Source organism: Parvimonas sp. C2 (assembly GCF_035282405.1).
GTDB lineage: Bacteria > Bacillota > Clostridia > Tissierellales > Peptoniphilaceae > Parvimonas.
Genome location: NZ_JAYKBP010000001.1, coordinates 286,091 through 310,379 on the forward strand (window position 1 = coordinate 286,091; position 24,289 = coordinate 310,379).

Below are 24,289 nucleotides of genomic sequence, written 5' to 3' on the forward strand. Positions count from 1 at the left end.
TCCTTAATTAGTTTTTAGTTCTTCTTCTTACTATGAACTTATTAGACTTTTTATTTTTCTTTCTAGTCTTAAGTCCTAAAGCCGGTTTACCCCAAGGAGTTGAAGGTGCTGGACGTCCAACAGGAGTTCTACCTTCCCCACCACCATGAGGGTGATCTACTGGGTTCATCGCTGATCCTCTAACATGTGGTCTCTTACCCATATGTCTTGATCTTCCTGCTTTACCGATAGTTATAAGTTCATGACTTAAATTACCAACTTGACCAACTGTAGCTCTACATTCTAAATGAATTAATCTAAATTCACCTGAAGGTAATCTTAATTGTGCAAATCTTCCTTCTTTACCCATCAATTGAGCTTCAGAACCTGCACTTCTTACAAGTTGTCCACCTTTCCCTGGTTTTAACTCAATATTATGAACATTTGTACCAACTGGAATATCTTTTAATTTTAATGCATTACCAATTACGATATCTGCATTTTCGCCTGATTCTATTTTATCTCCAACTTTTAATCCTTCTGGAGCTAAGATATATCTCTTTTCTCCATCTAAATAATGGATTAACGCTATATTAGCAGTTCTATTTGGATCATATTCGATAGAAGCAACTTTTCCTGGTACTCCATCTTTATTTCTTTTAAAATCTATTATTCTATATTTTCTTTTAGCACCGCCACCTCTATGTCTAACGGTAATTCTTCCTAATGAATTTCTTCCGCCTGATTTTGATAAAGAAACTAATAAAGACTTTTCAGGCTTTGTCTTAGTTATTTCATCAAAAGTTAAAACGCTCATTCCACGTACACCAGCAGAAGTTGGTTTATACTTTCTAATAGCCATTAATATTACCTCCTATATTAAATACTTTCAAAAAATTCAATTTCTTTTGAATCTTCTGTAAGAGTAACAATGGCTTTTTTCCAATCTGGTCTTTTGCCAACATTAGCTCCCATTCTTTTTTTCTTACCAGTAATATTCATTGTATTTACTTGTTTAACTTTTACACCAAAAATTGTTTCTACGGCTTTTTTTATTTCTGATTTATTAGCCCTAGTATCAACTTTGAAAGTGTATCTTTTTGATTCCATATTTTCCATTGAACGTTCAGTTACAACCGGTTTAATAATAATATCATATGCTGTCATTATGCATACACCTCCTCAATTTTTGATAAGGCATCTTTTATGATTATAAGATTATCAAATCTCATTAAATCATAAACATTCATATAATCTACAACAACAGTTTCAACTTTAGGAAGGTTAGCAAATGATTTAATAATCATATCATTTCCTTCTGGTAAAACTATCATAGTTTTTGTTCCTAAACTCAAGTTTTTCAAAATTTCTTTTGCTTTCTTTGTGCTGAATGCATCAACTGTTAAAGAATCTAAAATTCTTAATTCTCCTTCAAGAACTTTTGAAGAAAGAACTGATTTCATAGCAAGTCTTCTTACTTTTTTAGGAACTGAGTATCTATAACTTCTTGGTTTTGGTGCGAATACTACTCCGCCGCCTTTCCATTGAGGAGCTCTTATACTACCTTGTCTAGCACGACCAGTACCTTTTTGTCTCCAAGGCTTTCTTCCGCCTCCACGTACTTCTGCACGAGTTTTAGCTGATTGAGTGCCTTGTCTTCTATTAGCTAAATGGTTTTTTACTACTTCATAAACAACATGTTCATTAACTTCAATACCAAAAATAGCTTCGTTTAATTCTATATCACCAACAACTTCTCCCAGTTGGTTATAAACATTAACCTTAGGCATTATTTATCCTCCTTAAACTATCTTTTAACCGCTTCTCTAATTGTTACTAAACCACCTTTAGGTCCTGGAATAGCACCTTTTACAAGAATTAGGTTCTTTTCAACGTCAACTTTTACAACAACAAGATTTTGAACAGTACTTTTTTCATTTCCCATTTTTCCACTTGCTTTTCTACCTTTAAGTACTCTACCTGGGTAAGTACCTGCACTTCTAGCTCCGGCTACTCTATGAGATTTAGAACCATGTCCTTCAGGCCCTCTTCCGTAATTCCATCTCTTTATAGCTCCTTGAGTACCTTTACCTTTTGAAGTTCCGATAACATCAACTTTATCGCCTTCAGCAAATAAGTCAACTTTAATTTCTTGACCAGTTTCAAAAGCTTCCCCTTCGTTTAATCTAAATTCTCTTACAAATCTCTTATATCCAACACTTACTTTATCAAAATGTCCTCTAAGAGGTTTTGTAACCTTCTTTTCTTTTTTGTCTACATATCCACATTGGACTGCGTTATAACCATCAGTTTCAACAGTTTTAACTTGAGTAACGAACATAGGGCCCGCTTCAACAACTGTTACAGGAACAACTGCTCCATCTTCAGTAAAAATTTGAGTCATTCCAATTTTTTTACCTAAAATACTCTTCATTGAGTACACCTCCTATTACTTACAGCGGATTGATTTACAATCATTCTAAGATTTATAACTTAATTTCGATATCTACACCACTTGGAAGATTTAGTTTCTTTAAACTTTCCAAAGTTTTTTGGTTTGGATTTAGGATATCAATAAGTCTTTTATGTGTTCTTTGTTCGAATTGTTCTCTACTATCTTTGTATTTGTGAACAGCTCTTAAGATTGTAATGATTTCCTTTTCTGTTGGTAGTGGAATAGGTCCTGATACTTCTGCACCAGTTCTCTTTGCAGATTCCACTATTTGTTGTGCTGAGCTATCGATTAATTCATGATCGTAAGCTCTTAATCTAATTCTGATTTTTTGCTTGTTTGCCAATTTTTTTACCTCCTTATTTCGCATGTTTTGGCATCATGCAACTAGGTCCTCCGTATCAACTCATCCGTGTGTTCCATTTTTACTTCCAAAAAATACGGCGACCCGTCGCCGAAATCTAGTTCGACATACTCAGAAATAATTACCTCAAAAAGCTGGAAAATAGCCATAATTTGAGCAACCTATTTCGTCAACGCCTATTATGTGCATATGAGCACCCATATATTATACTACATCACTTCTATTATTGCAATACTTTTTTTGCATTTTTTCAAAAATATTTTAAAATTTTTTCAATCTTATATTGTAAAATTAAGTTAGCCACATATATTAAGTTAGCCACATATAAAAAAGATAGTGTATAATTTTTATACACTACCTTACCTAAATTTATTCCTCAATTTTTAAAACTTCGTTAGCTTCATCTTTTTCAAATACTTCAACGTTTTTTATGTTATCAAATCTTCTTGTAATCTTTGTTGAAGTTGTAAAAATATCTTTAACATCTTTGCTTACTTTGTTTATATCTTTCTCTAGTGTCTCCCATCTTTTTGCATATCTTTCAAACTCATCAGAGAGTAAACTTAATTCTCTTTGAATCTCTAAAGCATATTGAGATTGCTTTAAGTTTTGAGAAACTGCTTGTATTGTTGTTAATATTGCCATCATTGTTGTAGGAGATGTAATCCAAACTCTCTTTGAATATGCATATTCAACAATTTTAGGCATATAAGCGTTAAGATATGCAAATATAGCCTCTGCTGGTAAAAACAAAATAGCTTGGTCCGTTGTTTCATTTTTTATAATATATTTTGAAGAAATGTCATCAATATGTTTCTTTAAATTTTGTTCAAAACTTTTTTCATTTTCTAACTTATTTTCAGATATATCCTCAAAAATTCTCCTATAATTTTCCAATGGGAATTTACTGTCGACACAAATAGTTCCAACAGGTTCTGGTGCAAATATAACTGCATCTGCCATCGTTCCATTAGAAAGTTTATATTGTTTTTGATAAATTTCATTGTTATTTCCAAATGCTGAAGTCAAAACTTGATACAATTGTACTTCTCCAAAAATTCCACGAGTTTTTTTATCAGTCAAAACATTATTTAAGTTTTGAACATTATTAGATAAAAACTCCATCTTCTTTTGAGCTTCGTCAAGTCTTCCTAAACTTTGCATAACATTACTAAATGTCTTTTTAGTATCTTCAAAGCTTTTTTCAAGTTTTGTTTCAACACTTTCATTTATTTTATCGAGTCTTCCCTCAACAACAACGGTAAGATTTAAGAAGTCCTTTTTTAACTCTGACTTTAATTTGTCATTGAAATTAAAAATCGAATCAATATTCTCTTTACCCGCTTTTATAATATTGTCATTAGTAGAATTTTTAAATTCAAGCAATTGATTAGAAATTTTTTCATTGTTTCCATTTAATTTTTCGTTTAATTTATTAAATTCATCTGAAAAACTAAGTTTTAATTTTAAAATATCTTCATCTCTTATGACATCACCATTTGATTTTTTTAATAGTTTTAAAATCAAAACAATCGCAATAACAACTAATAAAATTAAAGTTCCAATTAAAAAATAAATCATATTTCACCTATTTTAAAATACCAAATTCATATCCATTAGATTTAAAATAATCAATTATACTAGGCAAAGTTTCTACAGTCAAATTCTTTCCCTGAGAATCATGCATTAAAACAACAGCAACATTTTGTTGTTTCCAATAGCTTAAAGATGTTTTAACATATTTTAACATTTCCTCTTTGTTTGTAGGTCTAACCTTTAGAGGTTCTGCATCTCCTGATAAGCTATTCCAATCAATCCATTCAAGTCCTAAACTTTTTAAAGTTTCATCCCCATTACCAGCATTTTCAAGACCTTTCCATGACATATGACCACCTGGATACCTCCAAACACCTGTATTGAATTTATCACCTAAAAGTTCTTTCAATCTCGCCATAGTTTTTTCAGCTTCATCCTTTATAACAGCAGGATTTGGAACCCTCTTAGGATACAATTTATTATAATCATGAGAAAAACTATGAATAGCTATTCCATGTCCCTCTTTTAATTGTCTTTCTAAATATGGTTTTGCTTGATCGTTTAAAGTTTTACCTACTATGAAAAAAGTAGCAGGAACTTGTTTTTCTTTAAGAATATCTAAAACTTTATCAGTTACACCCGGAGTAACTCCGTCATCAAAAGTTAAAAATACCATTTTCTTTCCTGTATATTCTTTTTTACTCATAATATAGTCTCTAATTTCTGCTGTATTATACGCATATGAGTCTGCTGATTTTATATGATTTCCAGATTCTGCAAAATCTATTCCATTTGGATTATTTTGCTCAGTTTCTTTTTCAGAAGAATTTTGTTTGTCAACCGAATTATTATCTGAATTCCCTTTTTTATTCTCTTCACTGTTTTTATTTTGTGTTTGATTTTTGTTCGGATAAATTAAGTCATAAGCATATTTACCACCTATAAACACAAAAAGTGCTAAGAAAACTGCAGTTATAATAACAAAATTTTCTTTCCTTCTTCTTTTCTTTCTTTTCTTTTTCATTACTTTTATTTTTTCTTCATTATCTATCATTGAATTTACCTCCTAATTTAAAACTATTATTAATTTATCAACCACATTGATAAATTAACAATTCGTTCATCCCCAATATAAAGCATAAAGTTTCATTTATTATAACATATTTTCAAACAAATTGTAAACTTAATTATTAGTTATTCCAACTATTTTTTAAAAATATAATATATTTATTTTGTCTATTTATAATAACTAAAATATGATATAATAAATATATATTTATGCCTTGTGATAAAGGCATCCCTATTTTATCAAAATAAATTATGATATAATACATGGATAAAATTAAGTTATGAGATTAAAATATATATCAAAAATTATACTGAGGAGTTTTTATGAAAGACATTTATTCAAATCCACTTACTAAGAGATATTCAAGTAAAGAAATGAGTTATATTTTTTCTGATGATTTTAAATTTAAAACTTGGAGAAAATTATGGATAACTCTTGCAAAAGGAGAAAAAAGTTTAGGACTAAACATAACTGATGAACAAATTAAAGAACTTGAAGCATTCAAAGATGATATTAACTTTGATGTTGCATTAGAAAGAGAAAAAATTGTAAAACATGATGTGATGAGTCATGTTTATTCCTATGGGGTTCAGTGTCCTAATGCAAAAGGGATTATTCATTTAGGTGCTACAAGTTGCTTTGTTGGAGATAATACTGAACTGATAGTTATGAAAGAAGCACTTTTAATTATAAAGAAAAAAATTATAAATGTTTTAAATTTATTAAAGAAAAATGCTCTAAAATATAAAAATATTCCAACTTTGGCATATACACATTTTCAAGCTGCACAACCTACAACAGTTGGAAAAAGATTAACTCTCTATATGCAAGATTTAATTATAGATCTTGAAGAATTAAATTTTATAGTGGAAAACTTAAAACTTCGTGGTGCAAAAGGAACAACAGGAAGTCAAGCATCATTCATGGAGCTTTTTGATAATGACGAAGAAAAAGTTAAAAAGCTTGATAATTTTATAGCTACAGAAATGAACTTTAAAGGAGTTTTTGCTGTTTCAGGTCAAACATATACAAGAAAAATAGACAGTAAAGTTTTATTTTTATTATCAAATATAGCACAATCTGCTCATAAATTTTCTAATGATTTAAGACTTTTACAACATCTTAAAGAAATTGAGGAACCTTTCGGAAAAAGTCAAATAGGCTCCTCCGCAATGCCTTATAAGAGGAATCCTATGAAATCAGAAAGAATTGGAGCTTTATCAAATTTTGTTATTTCCAATGTGATGAATCCTTCAATAACTTTTGCAACACAATGGTTTGAGAGAACTTTAGATGATAGTGCAAATAAAAGACTTTCAATTTCTCAAGGATTTTTGGCAGTAGATGGAATATTGGAACTTTATGCAAATGTAGTCGATGGAATGGTAGTTTATGAAAAAGTAATTGAAAAACATTTAATGGCTGAATTGCCTTTTATGGCAAGTGAAAATATCATGATGAATCAAGTAAAAAAAGGCGGAGATAGACAAGAACTTCATGAAAGAATTAGAGAGCTTTCACAAATTGCAGGAAAAAATGTAAAAGAAAAAGGACTTGAAAATAATTTATTGGAATTAATCGAAAAAGATGATTTCTTTGACATAAGTAAAGATGAACTTACTGAAGTTCTTAATCCAATGAAATATATTGGAAGATGTCCTTCACAAGTAGATGAATTTATAGAAAATGAAGTTAATCCTATTTTAGAAGAAAACAAAAATCTCATTGAAAGTATAAAAGAAGTTGAAATATAAAAACGCTCCGACTGGAGCGTTTTAAATTTGCCTTTTACTTAAAATTTACTTGCATCAACAGAATTTAAATATTCTTCTAATGGTTTAACAGCCTTTTTAATAGTTCCTTCTTTAAACGGATTTTCTAAATTTGCAACTTCAAGAAGTTGTAAGAAAGGTTTTGTTCCCCCTGTTTTACATAATCTTAAATAATCTGCAAAAGCAGTTTTATGATCTTTTCTATCTTTATTCCAGAATTGGAAAGCACATACTTGAGCCAAAGTATAATCTATATAATAGAAAGGCATTTGATAAATATGTCTTTGTCTAAACCAAAATCCACCCTCTTCAAGAACCTTTATTCCGTCATAATCTCTATGTGGCAAGTATTTCTTTTCCAATTCTCTATATTTTTCACGCCTTTCTTTTGGAGAAAGTTCCGGATTTTCATATACAACATGTTGAAATTCATCAACTAATGCTCCATAAGGTAAAAACATCAAACAATGAGTTATATGTTTATATCTAAATTTATCAGCTTCTTCTTCAAAGAACAAATCCATCCAAGGCCAAGTGAAAAATTCCATACTCATTGAATGAATTTCTGCTGATTCCATTCCTGGCCAAGTATATTCAGGAATATAATCTCTTGATGAAAAAACTTGAAAAGCATGACCCGCTTCATGAGTTAAAACCTCAACGTCATGAGTTGTTCCATTAAAATTGGCAAATATAAAAGGACTTCTCCAATTTCTTAAATAAGTACAATATCCACCTGCTGCTTTTGTACTCTTAGCATCCAAGTCAAACAAATCTTTTGTTTTCATAAAGTTAAAAAATTCTTTTGTTTCAGGAGATAACTCACTATACATCTTTTCAGCTCTTTCAAGCATCCAGTCTTTTTCTCCATGAGGTGCAGGGTTCCCTGATTTAAAGAAAATAGGTTCATCATAGAAAGTAAGTTTATCTAAACCAATTCTCTTCCTTTGCTCTTCTCTTAACTTATTACAAATAGGAACGATAGTTTCTACAATTTGTTTTCTATAAGATTCAACATCTTTTGCATTGTAGTCAACTCTACCCATTTTTTTATAACCAAGCTCTATAAAATTCTTATAACCTAATTTTTTAGCCATTCTATCTCTTATCTTAACTACTTTATCATAGATTTCATCTAGTTTTTCTGTTTGCTCTTCATAAACTTCTGAAATAAGATTTGTAGCTTTTCTTCTGATATCTGCATCTGAATCTTGAGAGTATTTAGCAAGCTGAGTAAGATTTAATTGTTCCCCATTCCATTCTTTTGAACAAGAAGATAAAAGTTTTTGATATTCCATAACAACCTTTGCTTCTTCAACTAAATCATCCATAATTGAAGGATTAAAAGTCAATAAATAATTTTCATATTTTTGGAATAGATAAACTCCAAACTTTTCTTCAAGCTCTTTTCTAAATTTACTGTTTACAAATTCTCTAATATATTCAACTAAAACTTCTTCAATTTTCGGAGAATTTTCTTGAATAAATTGCATTTCTTTATCATAAAATTCATCTTTAGTATCTATTGAATTTTTTACATGAGCCAAAGCAACCATACTGTCAGCATTTGAATTTAATTCATCAAGTTCATTATACGTTTCAATAGCTTCTTCAACCGTTTTAGCATTTACAAGTCTTTGAGTCAAAGTTCTAATATCAGTTCTAAGTTTTTCAAAATCTGGACGAATATATTTATAGTCTCCAAACTTTAAATCTAAATTATCTTTAGTCATAAATACCTCCTATTTAATTAATATTTCAAAACTATTTTAACATAATTTGACAATAAAAAATAGTCTTATAAAGATTTAAAAATCCAAAAAAAGGAATTACCGTAGTAATTCCTTAAAAACTATCTTTTTAACATCATTGCATATGGTTCCCAAGGTTCAATCTTTATAGATTCTTCTTCTAAACCTTTTAACCATTTTTCATCAACGAATTTTTTATCTACTATTGCTGAAATATTTTCATTTGTAAACCAAGAGTCGCTCATTGAGAATATTCCCTTTTCTCCAACTTCATCTCCCCAAGAGTTTTCAACTTGCCACTTAATTGGATTCCCATTTTCATCCAAATCAACTCCTACAAATGTCATAGCATGAGTTAAATCTGTATATCTATAGTCGATTCTATCTGCTTTAGAAAATTCTCCAAGTTCTGTTAAAGTTTCATCATAATTAAATAAATCTTTATCCATTATTCCTAATTTTCTATCGCAGTTCTTCATAACATCACAAGCAAACCATACAGCTTCTCCCGCTTTTATAGATGCAATTATAGCTTTTTTAATTTCTTCTTGAGGAACATTTAAAGACGCAACAGGATTTCCTTCTCTTACAGATTTAAAATATTTTAATTCAATTCTTTTTCCAAATGGATATTTACCTCTTGGATCTTCAATTAAATCAACTTTATTTTCAAAATAATCTCCAACATATTCTTTATAGAATTTTTTTGGAGTTAAATTTGTAATCTTTTGGAATTTATCATCCTTATCTGTATATTCAAAATCAAAAGTTTCTGGTAATTTTCCTAAAACTTTTGTGCAAATATTGTACACTTCATAAAGAGTTTCTTCTTTTAATTTCTTTAATTCTTTAACAGAAGCTCCGTTTGAATGTGCTTTTCTCATATTCATTGCAGTTCTCTTCAATCTTACATTGATTTGTTCAACAAAAGCACCGGAGTCGGATGAGCTGAAAGTTTCAGGCATAACTGACTTAGGAACAATCCCATGTTTTGAAATTAAATCATCAAAACATTCAAAGAAGTTTCCATCATCTGCTCCTAAATCTAACAAACTATCCATAAGTCTTGAGCCCAATGGTTCATCTATATGTTCAATCATAAGTTCTAAGAAATTATTTGATTTTTCCATTTTATCCATAAAGAAAAGATAAACTTGTGAGAACTCAAAAGTTTTTAAATTAAGTTTTTCCATAACTTTTAATCTCAAAACATTAAGTCCTGAAAACATCCAACAACGACCGGATTTCTTTTGGTTTGTAATTTCAGCTTTCTTTACGCTGTCTGAAAACTTAAAATTATGAAATCTTAAAGCATCATTGTTAATTGAACTATCTTGAATACCATTTTTAGCAATTGCATTCGAAATTACTCTACTTGATAAATCGCTTTCAAAACGTTTTTTAAATTTTTTCATCATTTCATTTGTTACCATAAACTATTCCCTCCATTTTTTTATTTTTAACATACTCATAATATCACAACAAAAAAATTATTTCAATAGATTTTTAGATATAATTGATATTTTTTATCGATTTTATTTTTCTGTGCTAATTTTCAAATATAATACTTTCTATTAGAATAAATAAACCCCAATGAAATAAAATTTACTTTATTCATCAGGATTTAGTCAATTTAAACTTTTTCCATTACTAATTAATTTGCAGATACGTACTTTTTCAAACCTTTTTTCCAAAGAAATATTGCAAAAACTGTTCCCAAAAAATTAAATAAGAATATATATAATATACTTAAAACGGAAGCCTCTCCCCTAACTATAAGTACAGGCAGATTAATTGACAGTAAAATTGGAACTATATAAATTAATACAAACTGTATTGATTTTGGATAAATAGACTTCGGTCTGCTTGAAAAATCAATTAGGTATTCTGGTATTCCCATTATGGCACTTGAATGTTCTTTCCAAAATGATATAGTAATTACAATCTGATTTAATAAAAATACCAAGTATATGGATAACAAAATTGAAATCGTAAATTCTATTATTATAAATAAATTTAAACTATATTTTGTCAGCATAAATACTTGAAAACACAGAGCTATAAATAAATTAATCAAACTAGGAAAATCTACTCTGTATAATGAGTAAAACAAAAACGAATTGACCGGTCTAATCAAAATATAATCCAACTCTCCACCTAAAATAAATTCATATAAATTTTCATGAGCAACGATAAATAAAAACTGATAACCATAACTTATTACGGAAGCTACAGATATTAAAAGTAAATAGTCATTTTTCACCCAACCATATATCGTTTCTGTATAATCAAAATAGATTACACCTGCAATAAACTCCGCAAGAAAAAAAATCAAGCCAAAAACTATTGTTACAATTGCAGTAAATCTGTAAATTAAAAACTCTTGAAAACTATGAGATAAAAACTTTTTATACAATCTAAAATTCATATTTACGCTCCCATTCCCTCATATCTTTTCAGTCCAAAATAATAAGTAATTTTATATAGAACAAAAAATAGAATAAACCAAGAAAAAGATAGAATTATGTAAAAAATTAATTCTTCAATTGTTAATTTTCCTTGCATAGCCCTTGTAAAATTAAATCCAACTATTGCAAACGGGTTTTTATCAACTAATTTATAAATTTTATTTCCCAATAAATTTAAAGGAAAAAGCAGTCCTCCAAACAGTAAATATACTGAATTTATTAAAGGTCTTAATGTCCACATATTTATCAAATAGAATCCAAGATTTCCAACAAGAGAAACCAGCATAAAAAACATACAAAAATTTATTATAAAGAACAAAAATACCAACAAAAAATATCCTATATTTGCATTAACAAAAAAAGACAGAATAAACATAAGGACATAAAAAACAATAAATATAAACTTCTTTCCTAAAAATGCAAAAAAGGAATTTACTAATATAGAATATGGTCTAATCAACATGGAAGTAAGCTTCCCACTTCTAACAAGATGCCCCATATTAACTACATTTTCACTTGAAAATAGAATCATCCCAATATTTGAAATAATTATATAATAAATCATTTGAGTTTTAGTAAAACCTCCAATGGTTTCAACTGAAGTACTTTCAAAAATACCCTTCCAAGTAAATATAGAAATTAAAATACTTAATATATTAACAAATATATTGGAAATAAAGTTAAACTTATAGCTTAATTGTATATTCAGCTGATTAAAAAAAGTTGGTAAATATTTACTCATCTTAATCCTCCTTTTTACATTCACTGAAAATATCAAAAACTACATCTTCAAAGCTTTTATTTTCACAGGATATATTTTTTATAAGTGAAAAATCAACATTTTTTAATATAAATTTTGCTTCATCAAAATTTACCTGTAATTTTTTCTTGTCCAAAAATTTAAAACGATTAAATTCATCAGGTATAAAATCTTTAAATTCTATTATGTATTCATCTTTAACAGAGAACTTATTTATAATTTCATTTATATTTGAATCTTCCACCTTTTTTCCATTTAGCAAAATTACAACTCTATCACATAATGTCTCAATGTCTTTCATATAGTGAGACGTTAAAAATATAGTAACATTATCTTTTTTATTTATATCAAGTAAAAACTCATGTATCGACCTTTGACTTGTTATATCCAATCCTATCGTAGGTTCATCTAAAAATAAAATTTTAGGACTATGAATTAAAGCACAGATTATCTCAAACTTAATTCTCTCTCCAAGCGATAATTTTCTAACCGGAATTCTTAGCTTATCTTCTAAATTTAATAATCTTACCATATTATTCAATTTATTTCTATAACTTGTTTTATCAATCTTGTAAATACATCTTAACATCTCAAGAGTTTCTTCAGCAGGTAAATCCCATATTAATTGGCTCTTCTGTCCTATAACCACACCTATTGATTTAAGATAAGATTTTTCCTTCTTAAAAGGAATATTTCCATCACACTCAATAATTCCACTCTCCGGATTTAATATCCCCGTAAGCAATTTTATTAATGTCGTTTTTCCGGAACCGTTGGGACCTAAGATTCCTATTATTTCTCCCATTTCGACTTCTAAATTAAAATCTTCAATAGCTAATTTTTTTATTTCTCTTCTTTTGAAAAAATCCTTTAAAGAACCTAAAAAACCACTATCTTTTTCAAAATAATTATAACTATAAAATAAATTTTCAATTTTTATCATAAATAAATTAATTCTCCCAAGTATAATAATTAATTATTCTCAACTTCAGAAATTGTATATAATTTTTTAAAATATGAATCAAAATTCATAAGTTCTTCAAAATTACCTTTTTCTTCTATCTTCCCATCTTTTAATACCAATATTTTGTCATATTGTTTTAAATTTTCCTTTATTAATCTATGTGTTACAGAAATCAATGTTATATTTTCAAGCTCAAGTAGTCCCTTTTCTATGGAAAATGCAATTTCATTATCCAAACTTGATAAAATTTCGTCAGCAAGTATTATCTTTGTATCCTTTATCAAAGATCTTGCAATTGAAATTCTCTGTTTTTCTCCTCCTGATAAATTATTTGCATTTTCAGAAATCAATTCCTTATCATACAATCTATCCAAATATTTACCAAGTTCAGCTTTCAATATAACATCTTTTACTTTTTCTTCCGAATAATCTTTACTAAATAATGTTATATTATCATAGATACTTCCTTTGAATAGAAATACATTTTGATTAATTGTTGAAATTAAATTTATAATAGAATTTCTTGAAATTTCATCCAAATCAGTTCCATCTATACAAATTTTTCCCTCATCTGCTTTAATTCTTTTTGAAATTAGCTTCATCAAAGTTGATTTTCCACTTCCTGATAAACCTACTAAAGCATATTTTTTGCCTTTTTCAAAATCAAAACTTATATTTTCCAAAACTTTTTTATCATCATATTTAAAGCTAACATCCTCTAAAGAAATCTTATTATTAAAGTCTTTAATTTCTGTTGTTTCAACATTTTCTTCTGAAATTAAAGTATTTTCGATTTTATTTAATATTTTATCAACAGACTTAAATTTTCCATAAGATTCTATAGCAAACATCAAAGGATTTACAATATGATTTGTAAGTTGAACACAAACAATCATTTGTCCAAGTGTTATAAATCCTTTATACGCTAAATATCCCCCACAAACAAAACCACCTAAAAATGTAAAACCTCCAAAAAAATATGAAATCATAGTTACTAAACTATACCTTTTTTGATATGCAAGTCCTTTATCATAAACATTTTTTGAGTTATTATAAAACACTTTTGAAATAAATTTTTCTAGTCCAAATACTTTGATTGTTTCATAACCATTAAAATATTCACTTGTTCTTGCAGTATATTCACTTTGAGAATTTGAAAATTTCTCTTTAAAAGTTTTTAAATTTTTCATCGGAATATTTCCAAAAACAAATGAAATTATAGACAATATCATTAAAGCAATTGTCATTTGATAGGAAACATAGAAAATTGTACCAAAAGCAAATATAAATAAAAATCCTGATTTAACTAAATTTAAAAATGTTCTAAAATACTCTGTTTCTATTGTATTAATATCATTAGTAAGAATTGAAATCTTATCCCCTACATCATTATTATAAAAACTTTCGATATCTTGTTTTATCAAATTATTAAATATGTAAATCTTTGTATCTAAAGACATTTTAGCTACAAATTTATAACTCATAACTTCATAAATCCATTTAAAAACGCTCTCTGTAATAAGTAAAGCAAAAGTATAAATCATAACCTTAGAAAATTGCATATTTATTGCTCCACTGGCAGAATCTATAACATAACCAAAAAACATTGCAACTCCTATTTCCAATGAAATATAAATAAACATAACTACAAAAAGTGGCAACAAAATGTTCAAATTATTTTTCCATATTTTTTTCATAATATCTCCCCCTTAACAGATAACCTTTTCAAAGATTATCATTATGAATATATTTTATGAAAAATCCCCCAAAAAGTCAATAGTGAAGATAATTTAGTTCACTTATAAAAAGTATTGAAATAATAAAACTACAATGTTATAATTTAACTAGAATAATTTTTTGTTTAAGGAGGTATAAAATGAGAAAAGTAAAAAACTTACAAATATATATAATTATTCTATCGTTAGCAGGAATTCTATCATCCGTATTATTACCATGGTCTCGTGTTTATATGGGTAGTATTCCACCCGGAAATATTCCCGATACAATATACTACGGATATGAAAAAATCGGATTATATAGTTTAATTCCTCTTGTAATTCTTTTTTGTTTAACTGTATTTTCACTTATCAAGAAAAATTCTTGTAAATATCTAAAGAATTTAAGTATTTTATTAAATCTTATTACTTTAGGAGTATGTCTATTTGATATTATAAGAATTAATTTTAAATATAGAGGAATGGTCGGAAAAATCCCTAGAACAGAAATAGGTCCTTTTGTTATAACTCTAATTTCAGTTTTAATACTTATCATATTATTATGTATTCCTGTTGAAAAATCAAATAATAACAACTAAAAAAGCTGTGAACAATCACAGCTTTAATATTTCTTCTATTTTGTTATGAACTGTCTCTAAATTAGCTTTAGAATCAGAACTGAATGGAATAACTAAGTTCATTTCTTTTATTCCTAAAGTTTCTCTAACAACCTTTAAATGTCTATTCCACTGTCCCTTAGATATTTTATCAGCTTTCGTTGCAATAACATAACCACTAAATCCATATTCTAAAAGCCAGTTATACATCATAACATCTTCTTTACTAGGAGCATGTCTAATATCTACAATAAGAATAACTTCACACAAATTTTCTCTGTTTGAAAGGTAGGTTTCAATAATTACTCCCCATTTTTCTTTTTCACTTTTAGAAACTTGTGCATATCCATACCCGGGTAAATCTACTAATCTAAATGAATTATTTATTTTATAAAAATTTACTGTTCTTGTTTTTCCAGGTTTGGAACTAGTTCTCGCTAAATTTTTCCTGTTTATGAAAGCATTTATAAAACTTGATTTCCCAACATTACTCCTGCCGGCAAAGGCAACTTCTTTTAAATTAGAATCAGGATACTGTGAAATAATCGCAGCTATTTGTTCTAATTCACTTGAGATTATTTTCACATTACACCTCTTTTTCTAAAACTAAATCTAATACTTCACAAACATCGGAAACTGTATAAATTTTTAATGTTTCTCTAATTTCTTCAGGAATTTCATCAATATCAACTTCATTTTCTTTTGGAATGATTATATTTTTTATTCCATATCTATTTGCTGCAAGGATTTTTTCTTTAAGTCCTCCTATTGCTAAAACTCTTCCTCTTAAAGTTACTTCCCCTGTCATTGCAAATTGTCTATTGACTTTCCTATTTGTAAGAGCACTGACTATTGCTGTTGTCATTGTTATACCAGCAGATGGACCGTCTTTTGGTACTGCTCCTTCGGGAACATGTATGTGTATATCTTTTTCCTTATAAAAATCTTCTTTAATATTAAATTTATCAGCTTTACTTCTAACAAATGAAATTGCAGTCATTGCAGATTCCTTCATAACATCACCAAGTTGTCCAGTAAGTTGAATTTTTCCTGTTCCGTTTACAATATCAGTTTCTATTGTTAAAAGTTCTCCTCCTACTTCTGTCCAAGCCAATCCGTTTACAAGTCCAACCTTATCTTCTTTTTCCAAAATATCATCGTGGAATTTTTTCTTTCCTAAGAAATCAACAAGATTTTTTGAATTAACTGTAACTTTTTGACTTTCTTTTGAAACTAAAATCACTGCTACCTTTCTAATTATTTTTTCAATCATTCTTTCTAAATTTCTCACTCCGGATTCTCTTGTATAATAACGAATGATATCTCTTACTGCATCAGCTTTTATATCAAGCATTTTCTTAGTCATTGAAAAGTTTTTAAATGCCTTTGGAATCAAATGATCAATAGCAATCTTTTCTTTTTCATCATAAGTATAGCTTGAAACCGGAATAATTTCCATTCTATCAAGTAATGGAGATGGAATTGTAGAAGTTGTATTCGCAGTAGTTATAAACATAACTTTTGAAAGATCAAAAGGAATATTTATATAATTATCTGTAAATTTATTATTTTGTTCAGGATCTAAAACTTCAAGCAATGCACTTGAAGGATCTCCTCGAAAGTCATTTGAAATCTTATCAATTTCATCGAGTAGCATTACCGGATTATTAACTTTACATTGTTCTAATAAAGTTAAAATTTTACCCGGCATTGCTCCAACATAAGTTCTTCTATGACCTCTTATTTCACTTTCATCATGAAGCCCACCCAAACGCATAGAAACAAATTCTCTATTCAAAGATTTTGCTATGGATTTTGCAATAGAAGTTTTACCAACTCCCGGAGGTCCAACCAAGCAAATTATTGAGCCCTTTTGATTATTTGAAATTTTTCTTAAAGCTATTGATTCAATAATTCTATCCTTGACATCCTTAAGTCCGAAATGATCTTTATCTAAAATTTTTCTAGTATAAGCTACATCTAATTTTTCTTTTTTAGATTTTTTCCAAGGTAATGCAACTATTTTATCGAGATAACTTCTAATCACATTCCCCTCTGGAGAACCTGAAGGTATTTCGGAAAGTTTTCTAATTTCCTTAAATAACATTTCTTCAATATTTTCATCAAATACGAAACTCATTATAGCACTAGCATAATCATCCAATTCAGAACTTAAATCTTCTCCATCTCCAAGTTCTTCTCTTATTATATTAAGTTGTTCTCTTAGATAATATTCTCTTTGATTTTTATTTAGTCTTGACGAAACTTTTCTAGAAATACTTTCTTCTAGGAATGATAACTTTATAGAATTTTGTAAAATCTCATAAAGTTTTTCAAGTCTTTCTCTCATATCAAAAATTTTAAAGTTTTCATAATGTTCATCATCAGATAATCGAATTATATAACTTGCAACATTATTTGTAAATTTATCCATATTAGAAGAACTTTGAACACTAATTTCCGTATCAACATCTAAATGTCTTTTCTTAGCTGTATATTCTTCAAATGAAACTTCAACCATATTTCTTAAAGTTGCCAATTCAGAGTCTACATCTTCTTCAACTTCATCATAATAGAATTCTTCAACATCTGCTGTTAAAAATTTTCCATCATCATAAATTTTCTTTGCCCTACATCTACAAATACCTTCAGCTAAAACTCTAGTTATTCCATTGTTCATCTTTAAAATTTGTTTAACGATAACAACAGTTCCCATTTCATATAAATCTTCTGCCTTAGGATCTTCCATCCTAACATCTTTTTGAGTAAAAGCAACTAAAATCGAATCCTTTTTTAATGCAGACTCTATTGCATCTATTGACTTTTTTCTTCCGGCATCAAAATGAACTACAGAATAAGGATAAATCCAAAGCCCTCTAAGTGCGATTACAGGTCTATTTAATTTTTCTTCAATATTAAAATTTATATTGCTCATAAATATTTTTCCTCTATTTTTTACTTTCTTTATAAGTTAAAATGGGATTAGCCTTTCCTAAAACTACATCTTTTGTAACTACACATTTTTCAACATTTTTTTCAGATGGCAATGTAAACATTGTATCTAAAAGAGCACTTTCTATAACAGCACGTAACCCTCTTGCACCTGTTTTTCTTTCAAGAGCTATCTTTGCAATTTCTTTTATTGCATCTTTTTCAAACTCAAGTTCTATATTATCCATAGATAATAGCTCTTTATACTGTTTAATTAACGCATTTTTTGGTTCTTCTAAAATTCTAATTAAAGAATTTTCATTTAAACTTTCTAAAGTTACAATCATCGGTATTCTACCTACAAACTCAGGTATCAAACCATATTTTAGTAAATCTTCAGGTCTTAAATTCTTAATTATTTCAGAAAAATCATCAAGTTTTTCCATTTTAACATCTGCACCAAATCCCATTGATTTCTTTTCGAGCCTGGCTTTTAAAATTGAATCTATACCTTGAAAAGCTCCACCTACAATAAATAAAATATTTGTAGTATCAACTTGTATATATTGTTGATCAGGATGTTTTCTTCCACCTTTAGGAGGAACATTTGCAATAGTTCCTTCTATAATTTTTAAAAGTGATTGTTGAACACCTTCTCCACTAACATCTCTAGTTATTGATGGATTTTCACTTTTTCTAGTAATTTTATCAATTTCATCTATATATATAATTCCCTTTTCAGCTCTTTCTATATCATAGTCTGCTGCTTGAACTAATTTCAAAATTATATTCTCAACATCTTCTCCAACATAACCCGCTTCAGTTAAAGTTGTTGCATCAGCTATTGCAAATGGAACATCTAAAACTTTTGCAAGAGTTTGAGCTAAAAGTGTCTTTCCACTTCCTGTAGGTCCAACAAGTAAAATATTAGATTTTTGTATTTCAACTTCGCTTTCAACATCTCTATTAATTCTTTTATAGTGATTATAAACAGCAACACTTAGAGCTTTTTTTGCGTTGTCTTGTTGAATTATATACTCATCCAAAATTTTCTTTATTTCCACTGGAGTTGGTAATTTTTCTAAGCTTTCTTTTTTCTTAGTTCTTTCTTGGTATTCAATCATGGAATGGCAAATTTCAATACATTCATTACAGATATTTGCATTAATTCCACTAACTATTTGATCTACTTCTTCTACCTCTTTTCCACAAAAAGAACATCTTGTTATCTTTTTTTCCAAAATTAACTCCTTAATTTTCTATTACTTCATCGATTATTCCATATTCTTTTGCTTCATAAGCAGTCATATAGAAATCTCTATCCGTATCTTTTTCTATTTTTTTAAGTGATTGACCAGTTCTCTTTGCTAAAATTTCATTAAGAGTTGCTCTAACTTGCAAAATCTTTTGAGCTTGAATTCTAATATCTTCGGCTTGCCCTTGAGTTCCTCCTAGTGGTTGATGAATCATAATATCTGCATTAGGCAAAGCAAATCTCTTTCCCTTTGCTCCTGAAGTCAATAAAAATGCTCCCATACTTGCAGCACGTCCAATACAGATAGTACTTACATCGGGTTTAATATATTGCATAGTATCATAAATCGCAAGTCCTGCACTAACTGATCCCCCTGGACTATTTATATAAATTTGAATATCCTTTTTAGGATCTTCTGATTCTAAAAACAAAAGTTGTGCAACAATCAAATCAGCCATTTGATCATTTACTTCTCCACTTAAAAATATAATTCTTTCCTTTAAAAGTCTTGAATAAATATCATAAGACCTTTCACCTCTATTAGTTTGTTCAACTACCATTGGTATAAGTGCCATAACTACCTCCTAATAAAAAATATAGCTTAGCAAAACGCAAGCTATATTTTAACTAATTATTCTTCAACAGTTTCTTTTTTAGGTTCTTGGAATTTAACAAGACTTACCAAATGATCAACCGCTTTTCTTCTAATTAAACTTGCAGTAATGCCTTCCAGACCTTCTCCTGATTTTAATTCCTTCTTAAATTCTTCAAAATCTTTAACTTTCATATTCTTTCCGAATTCATCAATTTCTTTATCAATTTCTTCTTCAGATACTTCAATATTTTCTAATTTTGCAAAAGCGTCAATAACAAGTTCAGCATTTGCTCTCTTAGTAGCTTCTGGTCTTAATTGTTCTCTAACTGCTTCTTCAGTAGTATTTAACATTTTGAAATAGTTATCTAAACTCATATTATATTGTCTAATTCTACCTGCAAAATCTCTAAAAGCTTTATCAACTTCTTCATTTATCATTGATTCTGGAGCTTCTACATTTGAACTTTCAATAAGAGCATCAATTGCATTGTTTTGTTTTTGAACTAAAGCATTTTTTTCTGCTGATTCAACAAGATTTTTTTTAATATCTGCTCTATATTCGTCTAATGTATCAAACTCTGAAACATCTTGAGCGAATTCATCATCTAATTCAGGAAGTTGTTTTTCTTTAATTGAATTTATTTTTACTTTGAAAAGAGCTTCTTTTCCCTTTAATTCTTCTGAATGATATTCTTCTGGGAAAATAACATTGACATCAACATTATCTCCTATATTTTTACCAATTAATTGTTCTTCAAAACCTGGAATAAAAGTATGAGAACCTACAACTAAATCATAATTTTCGGATTTACCACCATCAAATGGAACTCCTTCAACACTTCCTTCAAAATCAATGTTAACAGTATCCATATCTTTTATTGGTCTATCTTCAATTGAAACAATTCTTGCATTGTTTTCACGTTCTTTATTTACCCTTTCATCAACTATTTCATCAGTTACCTCAATTTTAACATCATCAGCAACTAGATTTTTATAATCTCCTAATTCAGGAACAGGCTTTAATTCTTGATCAAATTTAATAATTATAGCTTTGTTTTTATCAAATTCTTCAATATCAATTTTAGGCATTCCACAAATTTCTTTAGCGATTTCCAATTCTTTAATAGCTTCTTCAAATAACTCAGGTAATAATTCATTAACAGCATCTTCAAAGAAAATGCCTTCTCCATAATTTAATTCAATAATTTTTCTTGGAGCTTTACCCTTTCTAAAACCTGGAATGTTAAATCTTGATTTCATTTTGTTATAAACTTTATTAATTGAAGCTTGAAAAGCTTCTGGACTAATTTCTGATGTAAAAACTACTTTCTTTTCATCTCTTGATACTAATTTAGTATTCATTTAATTTCCTCCTAGTCATTATATAAAAATTATATTATTTTCTATTTACATACCCCAAGATTATAACATAAAATAACATATATTTCAATACATATAATTAATATTAAAGCATTTTATTCTAGAGTTGTCAAAAACATGTTACCCTATCTAGAGCAACATTTTTAATTCTATTTATCTAAATTTACATCATTCCATTTTGAAAAACTTGTAGTATTAGTAATTTTTGTTGTTTCGTTATTTGAGACATGTTCTAAAGTCCAAAACACATTTTTTAAGTAATATGTATCTTTGTCAAAAACTGCTTCAAAAGTTATTGTAACATCATTTTCAGAAATTTTTTTTAAATTCAACTTATACTCAGCTTTCAATATGTTAATAATTTTTGATTTATTATTATCATCATTTTTAATTTTTAAATGGTATTCATCATTAACTTCTTCCAATGTTAAATCATTCTCAGTAAAAGAATAAATACCTTCTAACAATCTAAAATAATCTGGAAACACATCATAATTACTATTTTGTTTTTCAGTTTTTTTATCTACTCCATTTATTTTTCTAGTCATTATACTTGTTTTACTTTCATCTCCAACAAACTCAACATCATAATTATTTTGTTCAATATTTGAAGACCCTGAATATCTAACTATTACTTTTCCTTTGGTAATTTTTTTAGAATCTTTATCATTTATTAATTCCCCTTTTAGAATTTGTTTAGTTGAACTTCCATTTCCCCCATTAATTATTTCATTAAGTAATAATATAGATTCAATATTATTATTTGCATTTTTAAATTTATCAAATAATTCATTAACTCCAACCTTATTTGAACAACCCGAAAAAGTAATTATTACAAACAATAGTCCAATAAAAAAAAGTTTTTTCTTCTTAAACATTATCTATCCTCCAAAAATAAATTTTTGTTTATTATAACATATTTGTCAAAATAAAAAAATGCTATCCATAAAGATTAGCATTTTATGATATTTAGTCTATCTATTTTCATCCAATTTTACATTATTCCAATCTGAATATGTCGTAACATTATCTATTTTAAAAGGACCCTTATTTCCAGTATATTCTAAAGTCCAAGTTACATTTTTTAAATAAAATGTCTTCTTATCAAACACAGCTTCAAATTTTATATCAATTTCATTTTCAGTAACTTTTTTCAAGCTCAAATTATATTCAGATTTCAATAAACTAATAATTTTTGATTTATTATTATCATCATTTTTAATTTTTAAATGGTATTCATCGTTTACTTCTTCTAATGTTAGGTCATCTTCATTAAAAGAATAAATGTTATCTAACAATCTAAAATAATCTGGATGTGCTTCATAAACTCCATTCTGCTTTTCGGTTTTAGTTACACCATTTATTTTTCTAGTTATAATCATTGTTTTATTCTTATCTCCAAGAAACTCAGCATCATAATTCCTTTGTTCATCATTAGAATACCCTGTATATCTAGCTCTTGCTTTACCCTTGATGATTTTTTTAGTATCCTTGTCATTTATCAATTCTGCCTTCAGAACTTGTTGTGTTTCTTTTCCATTGTATTTATTATTTCCCTCATTAAGTAATGCTATTGATTCAATATTATTATTTTCCTTTTTTACTTTTTCAAATAATTCACTAATTTTAATTTTATTTGATTTTTCAGATGATTCACTAGTTTCCCTTTCATTTGATTTTTCAGATGATTCACTAGTTTTCCTTTCATCTGATTTTTCAGATAATTCACTCGAACAACCTGAAAAAATAAATATTATAGACATTAATCCTATTAAGTAAAGTTTTTTCTTCTTAAACATTTTCTACCCTCCAAAAACAAATCTTTATTTATTATAACATATTTGTCAAAATAAAAAAATGCTATTCATAAAGATTAGCATTTTATGATATTTAATCTATTTAGTTCCTTCAATTTTTGTATTGTTCCATTCGGAATATTTTGTAGTATCTTCTATTTTAAAAGGTCCTTTTTTCCCATTATATTCTATACTCCAAACTATACTTTTTAAATAAAACGTCTTCTTATCAAATACAGCTTCAAATTTTAAATCAACTTCGTATTCAGTAACAGTCGTTAAGTTCAATTTATATTGTGATTTCAATATTTCAAAAACCTTTAAATTTTTACTTCCACTTTTTAAGTTTAAATGATACTCATCGTTTTTTTCTTCTAATTCTAAATCTTTTTCTTTAAGAGCATAAATTCCATCCAACAATTTATAATAATCAGGATTTACATAATAACCAGAACCTTGTTTTTCAGTTTTTTCCTCTTTTCCGTCTACTTTAGTAGTTTTGATTAATGTTTTTTTGCTGTCCCCAACAAATACAACATCATAATCTACCTCTCCTTTATTCACTTTTCCTTTATATCTAATGTATCCCTTTCCTTTGATAATTTTTTTGTTATTAACATTATTTATCAATTCTGCGTGAAGTGTTTGAATACTTGTACTTTCCTTAGTTGTATTTTTAGTTTCATCATCCAGTACCAATGAATGAATTTTATCATTTGCCTCTTTTGACTTTTCAAAAAATTCCCTAACTTTCATTTTTCCTGAACAACCTGTAAAAACAAAGATTGTCAATACTAATGTTATTACAAAAATTTTTCTATTTTTAAACATTTCACATCACCTCAATTTTGCACTTTTGTTCATTATCACATTTTTAAAAGTACC

23 protein-coding genes are annotated in these 24,289 nt (G+C 27.8%); 2 read left to right on the forward strand and 21 right to left on the reverse strand.

Annotation, left to right across the window (positions count from 1 at the left end):
* Window positions 1-7: 7 nt before the first annotated feature.
* From rplB to VJI95_RS01410, 7 genes are all read right to left on the reverse strand, one after another.
* Window positions 8-841, reverse strand: coding sequence for a 50S ribosomal protein L2 (gene rplB / locus VJI95_RS01380; protein WP_323999771.1), 834 nt, complete (start codon window positions 839-841; stop codon window positions 8-10).
* Window positions 842-858: 17 nt separating this feature from the next.
* Window positions 859-1,149, reverse strand: coding sequence for a 50S ribosomal protein L23 (rplW, locus tag VJI95_RS01385; protein ID WP_172965474.1), 291 nt, complete (start codon window positions 1,147-1,149; stop codon window positions 859-861).
* Complete coding sequence (gene rplD, locus VJI95_RS01390; RefSeq protein ID WP_324009962.1) at window positions 1,146-1,769, reverse strand: 50S ribosomal protein L4; 624 nt, start codon at window positions 1,767-1,769, stop codon at window positions 1,146-1,148. The genes rplW and rplD overlap by 4 nt, the downstream gene beginning before the upstream one ends.
* Window positions 1,770-1,786: 17 nt before the next feature.
* Window positions 1,787-2,413, reverse strand: a complete 627-nt coding sequence (rplC, locus tag VJI95_RS01395; RefSeq protein ID WP_324009964.1) for a 50S ribosomal protein L3 — start codon at window positions 2,411-2,413, stop codon at window positions 1,787-1,789.
* 52 nt (window positions 2,414-2,465) lie between these two features.
* Entirely contained in the window at window positions 2,466-2,777 is a 312-nt protein-coding gene (rpsJ, locus tag VJI95_RS01400) for a 30S ribosomal protein S10 (protein WP_009354283.1), read from the reverse strand.
* 387 nt (window positions 2,778-3,164) lie between these two features.
* Window positions 3,165-4,376 carry a DNA recombination protein RmuC gene (locus tag VJI95_RS01405; protein WP_323999774.1) on the reverse strand — a complete coding sequence of 404 codons (1,212 nt, stop codon included), beginning with the start codon at window positions 4,374-4,376 and terminating at the stop codon, window positions 3,165-3,167.
* 7 nt (window positions 4,377-4,383) lie between these two features.
* On the reverse strand, window positions 4,384-5,385 hold the full coding sequence (locus VJI95_RS01410) for a polysaccharide deacetylase family protein (protein ID WP_324009966.1): 1,002 nt from the start codon (window positions 5,383-5,385) through the stop codon (window positions 4,384-4,386).
* A 338-nt stretch (window positions 5,386-5,723) separates the two neighbouring features.
* Between VJI95_RS01410 and purB the strand changes: the two genes are divergently transcribed.
* A complete protein-coding gene (gene purB, locus VJI95_RS01415; protein ID WP_324009968.1) occupies window positions 5,724-7,154 on the forward strand; it encodes an adenylosuccinate lyase in 1,431 nt (476 codons plus the stop codon).
* A 38-nt stretch (window positions 7,155-7,192) separates the two neighbouring features.
* Here purB and VJI95_RS01420 read toward each other — a convergent pair whose 3' ends face one another.
* From VJI95_RS01420 to VJI95_RS01445, 6 genes are all read right to left on the reverse strand, one after another.
* The gene (locus tag VJI95_RS01420; RefSeq protein ID WP_324009969.1) at window positions 7,193-8,905 is read right to left on the reverse strand and encodes a M3 family oligoendopeptidase; all 1,713 of its coding nucleotides are present in this window, start codon (window positions 8,903-8,905) and stop codon (window positions 7,193-7,195) included.
* 119 nt (window positions 8,906-9,024) lie between these two features.
* A complete protein-coding gene (locus tag VJI95_RS01425) occupies window positions 9,025-10,356 on the reverse strand; it encodes an aminopeptidase C (protein WP_324009970.1) in 1,332 nt (443 codons plus the stop codon).
* Window positions 10,357-10,577: 221 nt separating this feature from the next.
* Complete coding sequence (locus VJI95_RS01430; protein WP_324009972.1) at window positions 10,578-11,351, reverse strand: ABC transporter permease; 774 nt, start codon at window positions 11,349-11,351, stop codon at window positions 10,578-10,580.
* A 2-nt stretch (window positions 11,352-11,353) separates the two neighbouring features.
* Window positions 11,354-12,133, reverse strand: coding sequence for an ABC-2 family transporter protein (locus VJI95_RS01435; RefSeq protein WP_324000396.1), 780 nt, complete (start codon window positions 12,131-12,133; stop codon window positions 11,354-11,356).
* A gap of 1 nt (window position 12,134) precedes the next feature.
* Window positions 12,135-13,094, reverse strand: coding sequence for an ABC transporter ATP-binding protein (locus VJI95_RS01440; RefSeq protein WP_324009974.1), 960 nt, complete (start codon window positions 13,092-13,094; stop codon window positions 12,135-12,137).
* Window positions 13,095-13,123: 29 nt separating this feature from the next.
* On the reverse strand, window positions 13,124-14,812 hold the full coding sequence (locus tag VJI95_RS01445) for an ABC transporter ATP-binding protein (protein WP_324009976.1): 1,689 nt from the start codon (window positions 14,810-14,812) through the stop codon (window positions 13,124-13,126).
* Window positions 14,813-14,991: 179 nt separating this feature from the next.
* On the opposite strand from VJI95_RS01445, the gene VJI95_RS01450 reads away from it, so the two are divergent.
* Window positions 14,992-15,429, forward strand: a complete 438-nt coding sequence (locus VJI95_RS01450) for a hypothetical protein (RefSeq protein WP_324009978.1) — start codon at window positions 14,992-14,994, stop codon at window positions 15,427-15,429.
* Window positions 15,430-15,444: 15 nt separating this feature from the next.
* On the opposite strand, the gene yihA is transcribed toward VJI95_RS01450, so the two are convergent.
* The 8 genes from yihA to VJI95_RS01490 form a co-directional block, all read right to left on the reverse strand.
* Window positions 15,445-16,032, reverse strand: coding sequence for a ribosome biogenesis GTP-binding protein YihA/YsxC (gene yihA / locus VJI95_RS01455; protein WP_324009980.1), 588 nt, complete (start codon window positions 16,030-16,032; stop codon window positions 15,445-15,447).
* Window position 16,033: 1 nt separating this feature from the next.
* Window positions 16,034-18,382, reverse strand: a complete 2,349-nt coding sequence (lon, locus tag VJI95_RS01460; RefSeq protein ID WP_324009981.1) for an endopeptidase La — start codon at window positions 18,380-18,382, stop codon at window positions 16,034-16,036.
* A gap of 13 nt (window positions 18,383-18,395) precedes the next feature.
* Window positions 18,396-19,619, reverse strand: a complete 1,224-nt coding sequence (gene clpX, locus VJI95_RS01465; RefSeq protein WP_324000386.1) for an ATP-dependent Clp protease ATP-binding subunit ClpX — start codon at window positions 19,617-19,619, stop codon at window positions 18,396-18,398.
* 10 nt (window positions 19,620-19,629) lie between these two features.
* Window positions 19,630-20,208: an ATP-dependent Clp endopeptidase proteolytic subunit ClpP gene (clpP, locus tag VJI95_RS01470; RefSeq protein ID WP_324000385.1), complete on the reverse strand. Its 579-nt coding sequence runs from the start codon at window positions 20,206-20,208 to the stop codon at window positions 19,630-19,632.
* Window positions 20,209-20,264: 56 nt separating this feature from the next.
* Window positions 20,265-21,590, reverse strand: a complete 1,326-nt coding sequence (gene tig, locus VJI95_RS01475) for a trigger factor (RefSeq protein ID WP_324000383.1) — start codon at window positions 21,588-21,590, stop codon at window positions 20,265-20,267.
* A 167-nt stretch (window positions 21,591-21,757) separates the two neighbouring features.
* Window positions 21,758-22,486: a hypothetical protein gene (locus VJI95_RS01480; RefSeq protein WP_324000381.1), complete on the reverse strand. Its 729-nt coding sequence runs from the start codon at window positions 22,484-22,486 to the stop codon at window positions 21,758-21,760.
* Window positions 22,487-22,582: 96 nt separating this feature from the next.
* Window positions 22,583-23,407 (reverse strand): hypothetical protein, encoded by an 825-nt coding sequence (locus tag VJI95_RS01485; RefSeq protein WP_324009983.1) that lies wholly within the window; start codon window positions 23,405-23,407, stop codon window positions 22,583-22,585.
* 96 nt (window positions 23,408-23,503) lie between these two features.
* Complete coding sequence (locus VJI95_RS01490; RefSeq protein ID WP_324009984.1) at window positions 23,504-24,235, reverse strand: hypothetical protein; 732 nt, start codon at window positions 24,233-24,235, stop codon at window positions 23,504-23,506.
* Window positions 24,236-24,289: the final 54 nt, after the last annotated feature.

Bases quoted from the DNA above. Each gene is read 5' to 3' on its own strand.
- rplB (WP_323999771.1), bottom strand. From the start codon at position 841: ATGGCTATTAGAAAGTATAAACCAACTTCTGCTGGTGTACGTGGAATG.
- rplD (WP_324009962.1), bottom strand. From the start codon at position 1,769: ATGCCTAAGGTTAATGTTTATAACCAACTGGGAGAAGTTGTTGGTGAT.
- rplC (WP_324009964.1), bottom strand. From the start codon at position 2,413: ATGAAGAGTATTTTAGGTAAAAAAATTGGAATGACTCAAATTTTTACT.
- VJI95_RS01405 (WP_323999774.1), bottom strand. From the start codon at position 4,376: ATGATTTATTTTTTAATTGGAACTTTAATTTTATTAGTTGTTATTGCG.
- VJI95_RS01410 (WP_324009966.1), bottom strand. From the start codon at position 5,385: ATGATAGATAATGAAGAAAAAATAAAAGTAATGAAAAAGAAAAGAAAG.
- purB (WP_324009968.1), top strand. From the start codon at position 5,724: ATGAAAGACATTTATTCAAATCCACTTACTAAGAGATATTCAAGTAAA.
- VJI95_RS01420 (WP_324009969.1), bottom strand. From the start codon at position 8,905: ATGACTAAAGATAATTTAGATTTAAAGTTTGGAGACTATAAATATATT.
- VJI95_RS01425 (WP_324009970.1), bottom strand. From the start codon at position 10,356: ATGGTAACAAATGAAATGATGAAAAAATTTAAAAAACGTTTTGAAAGC.
- VJI95_RS01430 (WP_324009972.1), bottom strand. From the start codon at position 11,351: ATGAATTTTAGATTGTATAAAAAGTTTTTATCTCATAGTTTTCAAGAG.
- VJI95_RS01435 (WP_324000396.1), bottom strand. From the start codon at position 12,133: ATGAGTAAATATTTACCAACTTTTTTTAATCAGCTGAATATACAATTA.
- VJI95_RS01440 (WP_324009974.1), bottom strand. From the start codon at position 13,094: ATGATAAAAATTGAAAATTTATTTTATAGTTATAATTATTTTGAAAAA.
- VJI95_RS01445 (WP_324009976.1), bottom strand. From the start codon at position 14,812: ATGAAAAAAATATGGAAAAATAATTTGAACATTTTGTTGCCACTTTTT.
- VJI95_RS01450 (WP_324009978.1), top strand. From the start codon at position 14,992: ATGAGAAAAGTAAAAAACTTACAAATATATATAATTATTCTATCGTTA.
- lon (WP_324009981.1), bottom strand. From the start codon at position 18,382: ATGAGCAATATAAATTTTAATATTGAAGAAAAATTAAATAGACCTGTA.
- clpP (WP_324000385.1), bottom strand. From the start codon at position 20,208: ATGGCACTTATACCAATGGTAGTTGAACAAACTAATAGAGGTGAAAGG.
- tig (WP_324000383.1), bottom strand. From the start codon at position 21,590: ATGAATACTAAATTAGTATCAAGAGATGAAAAGAAAGTAGTTTTTACA.
- VJI95_RS01480 (WP_324000381.1), bottom strand. From the start codon at position 22,486: ATGTTTAAGAAGAAAAAACTTTTTTTTATTGGACTATTGTTTGTAATA.
- VJI95_RS01485 (WP_324009983.1), bottom strand. From the start codon at position 23,407: ATGTTTAAGAAGAAAAAACTTTACTTAATAGGATTAATGTCTATAATA.
- VJI95_RS01490 (WP_324009984.1), bottom strand. From the start codon at position 24,235: ATGTTTAAAAATAGAAAAATTTTTGTAATAACATTAGTATTGACAATC.